Source organism: Gordoniibacillus kamchatkensis, assembly GCF_000829455.1.
In the GTDB taxonomy this organism is placed as follows: Bacteria; Bacillota; Bacilli; order Paenibacillales; family NBRC-103111; genus Gordoniibacillus; species Gordoniibacillus kamchatkensis.
On the sequence record NZ_JXAK01000118.1, the window covers coordinates 1 to 7,176 of the forward strand.

Annotated in this window: 7 protein-coding genes and 1 pseudogene; 3 read left to right on the forward strand and 5 right to left on the reverse strand. The window is 47.2% G+C overall.

All coding sequences use genetic code 11. The features are described from left to right. Positions 1-630: 630 nt before the first annotated feature. The 3 genes and pseudogenes from SD70_RS31950 to SD70_RS31955 form a co-directional block, all read left to right on the forward strand. A pseudogene (locus SD70_RS31950) lies at positions 631-1,008 on the forward strand (sigma-70 family RNA polymerase sigma factor); the annotation flags it as partial. A 110-nt stretch (positions 1,009-1,118) separates the two neighbouring features. Next, complete coding sequence (locus SD70_RS36655) at positions 1,119-1,346, forward strand: hypothetical protein (RefSeq protein WP_156158307.1); 228 nt, start codon at positions 1,119-1,121, stop codon at positions 1,344-1,346. Then, on the forward strand, positions 1,291-2,868 hold the full coding sequence (locus SD70_RS31955) for a recombinase family protein (RefSeq protein ID WP_041052660.1): 1,578 nt from the start codon (positions 1,291-1,293) through the stop codon (positions 2,866-2,868). Before SD70_RS36655 ends, SD70_RS31955 begins: the two co-directional genes overlap by 56 nt. 116 nt (positions 2,869-2,984) lie before the next feature. Here the strand turns inward: SD70_RS31955 and SD70_RS31960 are convergent, their stop codons facing one another. The 5 genes from SD70_RS31960 to SD70_RS37320 form a co-directional block, all read right to left on the reverse strand. Then, entirely contained in the window at positions 2,985-3,257 is a 273-nt protein-coding gene (locus tag SD70_RS31960) for a DnaA N-terminal domain-containing protein (protein WP_041052662.1), read from the reverse strand. Positions 3,258-3,276: 19 nt separating this feature from the next. After that, the gene (locus SD70_RS31965; RefSeq protein WP_041052664.1) at positions 3,277-3,597 is read right to left on the reverse strand and encodes a hypothetical protein; all 321 of its coding nucleotides are present in this window, start codon (positions 3,595-3,597) and stop codon (positions 3,277-3,279) included. 556 nt (positions 3,598-4,153) lie between these two features. Continuing rightward, a complete protein-coding gene (locus SD70_RS31970; protein ID WP_041052665.1) occupies positions 4,154-5,041 on the reverse strand; it encodes a tyrosine-type recombinase/integrase in 888 nt (295 codons plus the stop codon). 352 nt (positions 5,042-5,393) lie between these two features. Continuing rightward, complete coding sequence (locus SD70_RS31975) at positions 5,394-5,765, reverse strand: hypothetical protein (RefSeq protein WP_041052666.1); 372 nt, start codon at positions 5,763-5,765, stop codon at positions 5,394-5,396. Positions 5,766-6,287: 522 nt separating this feature from the next. Further along, the coding region (locus SD70_RS37320) for a hypothetical protein (RefSeq protein WP_197081250.1) at positions 6,288-7,176 on the reverse strand (889 nt) is incomplete at its 5' end.

The following is a 7,176-nucleotide window of genomic DNA, read 5'->3' on the forward strand; positions in this document are numbered from 1 at the left end:
CTTTTAATGCCATTTAAAGAACAGGTTCGCTGTATAGCGTCTTTCGGGGCGCTGTTAAGCACTGCTTTGACCGAATGCCCGTCCAAAGATCGAAAGTTCCGTAAACAGCGACATAAATTCGTATGGAGCGACCTTCGAGTATTTAAATGGCGATTTTTCCATTTTTGCTCAAGATTAGCGTCTGATAAGTCTCAGTTTAACGAACATGGGCTTATTTCTACCAATTAGCTGGAAAGCATAGCCTTTTTACACAAAAAGCCAGGTGCTCTTATGTTTCTGGAATCATAACCCCCCGTTTTTTAGACGATACCACAGCCGCAACCGTCCCGTACTTCTTGGAGTAGTCGCTGTTCGCCTCGTTTTTTCGATCCCCTTTATGTTTCCGTACTCCCATTTAAACGACAGTTACCGTATTGGTCTGGGCGATATTGTCCGGAGTATGGACATAAGCGGTTAATAGCATGGAGCGTTCCTTACCTAGAGCGATGCGAATTGTCCTAGCACAGTGGGCCATCGACCAAGGTACGGACCAGAGGCGCGGGATTGTGAATTGTTTGTTTCCGTACAGGCACAAGTAGGCGCCGGCCCACATACACTGGTAGTAATCTCATGCGGAGACTAGCGAGGTCGATGCGCTCCGCAAAGCTTGCGAGGGGGTGGCTGGCATGCTCGGTTTTTTTTCGTCCGATTGCGTTGTTCATCAAAGAATTGATGCTCTTGGTATCGTATGTGAAGAACAATGCTTTTCCCCAGCCGCTGGCCGAGGAGGAGGAGCTCAAGCATTTACGGCTTATGGCCGAGGGGAACCAGCATTCGCGCAACGTGCTCATCGAGCACAATTTACGGCTTGTGGCTCACATCGTCAAAAAGTTCGACAACACCGGCGAGGACATGGAGGACTTGATCTCGATCGGAACGATCGGACTGATCAAGGCGATCGAGTCGTTCAGTCCGGATAAGGGCACCAAGCTCGCCACGTTCGCAGCGCGCTGTATCGAGAACGAGATAGGGATTACTTTACTACGCGGAAATAACTGGAAAACTAAATACCGTCACATTCGCCCCATCGCTTACAACATAAGACCCCGCAAACAAGAAGCGTAAAGGGGGCGATTGTCTTGACGGAAAACAAGACGAAAGGAAGGAAGCCGAAAAAAACAAGAATATCCGCGCCATTACATGCGGTAATTATCGAACCCGCTTCAACCGACGGCGATAAAGTCACCGATAAGGCTTTCGCGGAATGTGTGAAGCAGATTAAAGAATTGATTCGAAAGGATGGACGGAGCAATGTACGCGATTTACGCAAGGGTATCGACCGAGGAACAGGCGAAGAAAGGGTATAGCCTTCAAGACCAAGTTCGGCGCTGTAGGAAGAAAATTGACGCGCCATCCAACGAAATCATTGAATACATTGACGAGGGCATATCTGGCGAATTTTTGGAACGCCCCCAACTTACGAGATTGCGCGAAGACTTACGAAAGGGAATTATTAAAACGGTCGTTTGCCTTGACCCTGACCGCCTTTCCCGCGACTTAAACAATGCGCTAATTCTCGCTAACGAAATCGACAAGCGGGCGGAATTGGTTTTCGTGAATGGGGATTATGACAAAACGCCGCAAGGTCGCCTATTCTTTCAGATACGGGGCGCAATAGCTGAATTTGAAAAGGCGACTATCAATATGCGTATGAGCAACGGACGCAAGGAGAAAGCCCGCAATGGCAAAGTCGTTAAAAATTATCACGTTTACGGGTATACGTACAACAAAGAAGCGGGACAAATGGAAATCTATAACCCGGAAGCGGAAGTTGTTCGCTTGATATTTGAATTGTTCACGAATCCGCAAGGCAGGGTTCGCGGTATTAACGGTATAGCGCACTTTTTAACGAAACATCGTATCCCTACCAAACTTCAAATTATGTTCGAAGCGGGGAAAACGAAAAAAGTACCGAAAAACGGGTTCGTTTGGCACAAACAAGTCGTTCGCCAAATTCTTATGAACCCCGCTTACAAGGGCGAATTTTATCAAAATCGTTGGAACACCGAAGGCATGTTAGGAAACAAGTTCCGCGACAAGGAAGACCGTATTCAAATGACGGAAAGACCCCGTTCCGAATGGATACGCGTTCCCTGCCCTGCGATTATCGACGCTTTGACATTTGATTTCGTTCAGGAACAATTAAAAGAAGCCCGTCGACGTTTTGCCGGGCAACAACGAAACCAGTATTTATTAAGCGGCCTTTTACGTTGTGGCGATTGCGGGAATACGATGGTAGGGCGAAAGTCGAAGAATTGGGGGAAATATGTTTTTGAATATTCTGACGTTAAAAATACCGCCGGGGCAAAACATAAGGGTTGCGGAAATCGTATAGCTTGCGAGAAACTAGATTCTTTCGTATGGGATACGTTTATAAACTTGGTCGTAACCCGCGGGCAAGCCGCCGCCGAAGCCGCGGCGACCGTTGAAGGGGATACACAACGTTCCTTTGAAGAAATAGAAATTGAACGTATTGAAAATGAATTACAAAATATCGTCGCTCAACGCAAAGGGTACTATACTATGTTGGCGCAAGCAATGGCAAACCCCAAGGGTATTTTTAAACCGTCCGAAATCGAAGAAATGATTCGGGAAGCAAACGAGCGCGAAGAAGCTCTAACGAAGGAACGCGACGAACTGGCGGCACAAATAGAACGTTATAAGCAGAACCAATTTACCGAAGAAATCCTCTCCGAAACTATCGAACAGTTTCTTGCAGAAGGTTCGCCCGAAACGCTGACACTCGAACGCAAGCAAGAGTTTCTTCGTAAGGTGTTCCGCGAAATCCGTGTTTTCGATAATGGTAAAGTTGAGTTTTACAAATTCTAAGGCGTCCGTAAAGGGCGTCTTTTCGTTTTTCTCGGCGTATACGGAGCGGGAGGGGAAAGCTTCCACCTACGCCCCTGCAACGCCGTACACGCCAATTCTGACGGCCTGACGACGAGTTAATTCGACGCTTGAAACGCTATCTTAACCCCATCGTTCCCTGTCGCCCGCTTTACCGCCGCATGGATGACGTCGGCGTACTTATCGCTTAATACTTCGACGGTGAACAAGTTTGGGCAGGATACGACGAAGGTTTCCCCGTCATAGGCGCCTGTCGTTCCCGTTAGCCACGTTTGAAACGGAACGGGCGGGATTTCCTCGGCTATGTATTCAAGCGCTTGTAGCCATGATTTTGTACACGTTCTGGCGGCGCTAGTTAACGATACTTCCACGTTAAAACCCCCTTATAGGTTAAAGGAAAATTTTCATCGGATAGAATAAATATTCATCGTCAATGAATAGTACCGCAACAATTCCAATTATAAACCCTATTCCGACAAGTATTAAATTTCGTACCTTTCCAGTATCCCAACCAAAAGAATGCCCAATTGCCAATGTAAGAAAAACAAACGTCAAACCTACAGTTAATTGTCCGATTGAAAAACCTGCGATAAAACTAAATATGTATATTCCGATAGCAGATACCCAATAAAATTGACGATACTTTGCTAATGCAAGAATCGTCGATATTAGCGCAATAAATAACGCTGAATACGCAATAACAGTAAGCATTAACCCTTACGCTCCTTTCGTATTTCGCCTATTTAACGAATATGCTTCCGTACATTTGCGTTTAAGCTTTCGTCGGTGTTTGATTTCGAGGACGATACAAAGAACCCAATTCGCCGCCCCGACTGTCATATACGTTATTTGCGCCCACAGCGGCATTTCTATGAACGCTAAATAAATCATAAGTCCCATTCCTTTCGTGTCATAATATTTCCAACAATATACATTATACTGCTTTCGTCCTATTCGTTGAAATGGCAATTCCATGACGAATACGTGGCGATGTATCCGGCTTGGCTCCCCCGACATTTCAAAAAAATTATGCGTAAATTGTACGCCTGTTTCCAGCGGTAAAACGTACCCGGTCCCCCGGTGTACCCCCCTTCGTAAATTCTGCGCCTACAACGACGAATAAGACGCCTTCCGCGAATCGGATAAGCGCCTTATTCTCCAAGAGGTGTTTTGCGTAATGTGGGTTACGCGGGAACAACGATGACAAGGCGTCGTTCCTGTGAATGTATGTCGTATGACTTCGTTACTTTGTGACGTCGAACTAGATTTAATCGAGGTCGATTAGTTCGGCGAGCTTTTCCGCCGTTGGTTTGCTGTATCGGTTCGTAACGGCAATGTCGCTATGTCCCAATAACTCGGCAACGGCGGTAATGGGTGCGCCCTTCTCATTTACCAAGTCGGCGGCGAAGGTATGGCGTAACATATGCGGGTGAACGCCGTACTTCTGCAAACGTTCCTGTATGATTCGGACGCTAATACGTTGCTTATAGTTCGAAAGGAATAGCGCGGGCGTATCGGCGTCAATCCCCCGGCGTTCTTCCATATATCGCGCTATCCAGTACCGCGCTTTAGGCGATAGGGGAACGCGGCGGGATTTATTACCCTTGCCGTCTCGAACGTCTATATGGCCGCTTCTAGGCGTTATAGTAACGTCGTCTATGTCCAACGCTACCAATTCCGATATGCGAAGCCCTGCCCGAACGAGAAGGTTCACAATGGCGACGTAACGCGTTGACGTCTTTTTCGTACTGCCGGGACGTACCGACAATTCCCCGGCTTCCACGTCGCGAAGAAGGGCGTTCCGGTCGACGCTATTAAGCGACTTCGGCGCTATGTCTTTCAGCTTCGGCGCCTTGGGAATGGTTATGTCGTCGCAAATGTCGGGACGTCCTATAAATTCAGCGTACGCCTTTAGGCCCGCGAAACGGGCGTTAAGAGTCGCGGCGGATTTCTTGCGCCCCGTTCCGTCGGTTCCGTTCTTCATGGCGTCTATGAAGGCGCTGACGTCGTGACGTGTTGGCGCTTCAATGTCGCCCCGGTTCGTGCTTAACCATTCTGCGAAAAGCTTCAACGTATGAAGGTAATTTTTAACCGTTATGTCGGATTTATTCGATTTAAGGTATTCGAAAAATAATTGTACGCGGCTTTTTTTCATCGTTACGCCCCCCGTTTTCCTGCATTTCACACCACTATTGTACCAAATTCCCGCGTATAATTCAAATTGTACGCGGCTTTTTTTGACGAAAAAATTACGCCGGGAATGGCGAAAAGGGAAACGCTGAATGTCCGATTGACGCGCAGAAATGACACGATGAAAGACGCCGCGAAACCTTGTCGCCGTTGGCGTATTTCGGTTTCATACAATGAAACAGGATTTCGGGAAAGCGGACGTAAAAGGAGCGCGGTACGGGTTTTAACGTAAAGGAAACGTCACTTTAATTCTTAATGTCGGGCGATTATTCAACGCAAACCAACGTAAAAGGACGTTTCCCATACGGACGCTTTCGTCATTCCTTCCATTTATCTATCAAAGGCGCAACGGCGTCGATAAACGGCGCTAACTCTGCCCTAACATGAATTTCGTCGACCCAAGCGAAGGACGCGCGAACCCTATTTGAATGTACCCTTTGAGTCTGCGAGGTATTTTTTGTCGCTTCGGTAATACGAATCAATTCGGCAAGGTCTTCTTCGGAAAGGTTGAAGGTTTCGCGGAGACGTTGTTCCAATTTCAACGTAATTTGTTTACTGGGATTAAGAATGCCCCGTTTAAGCGACCCTTCGTTATAGCCGATGCGTTCCGCCATTTCCCTAATTGTAAGTCCTTCGTTTTTCTTTATCGCAACAACAACGATTCCCTTTGCTTCTGAATAACGCTTCATTTACGAATCCCCCCGTAATAAAGTAAATATAACGCCCCGGCGCTTCCGCCGCTTCGCGGACTTCGCTTCCGGGTCGTTGTCTTCGCTTCGCTCGACCCCTTCGTTCTTTTCCTTCGGATTATATCGTTGGAAATTCTAACGATAATACAAGAGTTGAGGAATCGCCGCGGCAAGGTGTCGACAGACGCCGAAGCCCCGAACCCGTCGCCGAAGGCGTAAGGGGTCGGCAATCCTTTTACCTTTTTAACACTTATGTCGTTGAAGAAAACGCAAGCCAACAAAGATATAAGAAGTGAAATAAACCCCAAACGCGCGTAAACCCGCGTCGCTCTAAGGCGTAAGGCGTTTTTTACATGCACAGCAAATTACCGATATTCCGGCGATTTTGCACAGCAAATTACCGATATGTCGCATTATGTCCGGGGCGGTTTTGTTTCGAAAATTGCCGATAATAACGAAAAAAGCCGATGGAAACCCGCCGACCTTATCGTTACCTTACCCCCTTATTCAAAGGATACTCATTTAATGAGTACCCTTGGAGGAACACAACGAATGACTGTGGATTTCCTTCGTCGATTCCTTTGCCTTCTTCGCCGCTTGTTTCCTGTACCAAGGTTGACGGGCGATTTTGAACAACGATTTAATTCCTTGTCCGACGTCGCTACGACTGCAAATATATGGATTTACCATGTAAAAGTGTTGTTGTCCGCGAGTGATTTCAGCAAAAACAACTTCGTCGCCAAATTGCATATTACGGATTAACGAATAAACCGATTTCTCCGTTACGCCGAACAATTCCGCGACTTGCCCCTTGTCGAACGCTTGAATCAATTCCGGGTCGGGTTCGAACGGGTTCGCGCAAATGACGTTGTTATACATATGAAGATACGGCAACGTTTTTACCAAGTAACCCAATTGTTTGACCTTCCGTGTTGATTGTGTCACTTCGTAAAGGTTCCGGGCTACCATGTCGTAAGTCTTGACGACGCGGGGGTTTCCGTTACCAAGTCGCCCACGGAAAATATACGTGTCATTGACGATATATCGACCGTCGACATCTTTCATTACGACCGAATATCGTTCCATTTCAGACAAGAACGCGCCCAACGTATTCCGGTTAACGTTCAACGCCTTCTGAATGTCTTCCCGTGTCATAGGGCGGCGGTCGCGCCCAATAACGAGAATGTTCGTATCATAGTCGATAAACGTTTGAAGAACGAACAAGTAACCCAATTGTGTAGCGTCAACTTCGGCGGTTAATTTTTGCATTGGTTCCATATTCGAAAACGTAAAATTACCCCTTTCGGCGCGTTGGTCAAGACCCCAAATAGCGGACATTGAAAAAAGCCCTAAGCTGCTAGCTGACGTCGGTACTCTGCCGGCGTCAGCTTGTTTAGCTTTCTTTGCGCTC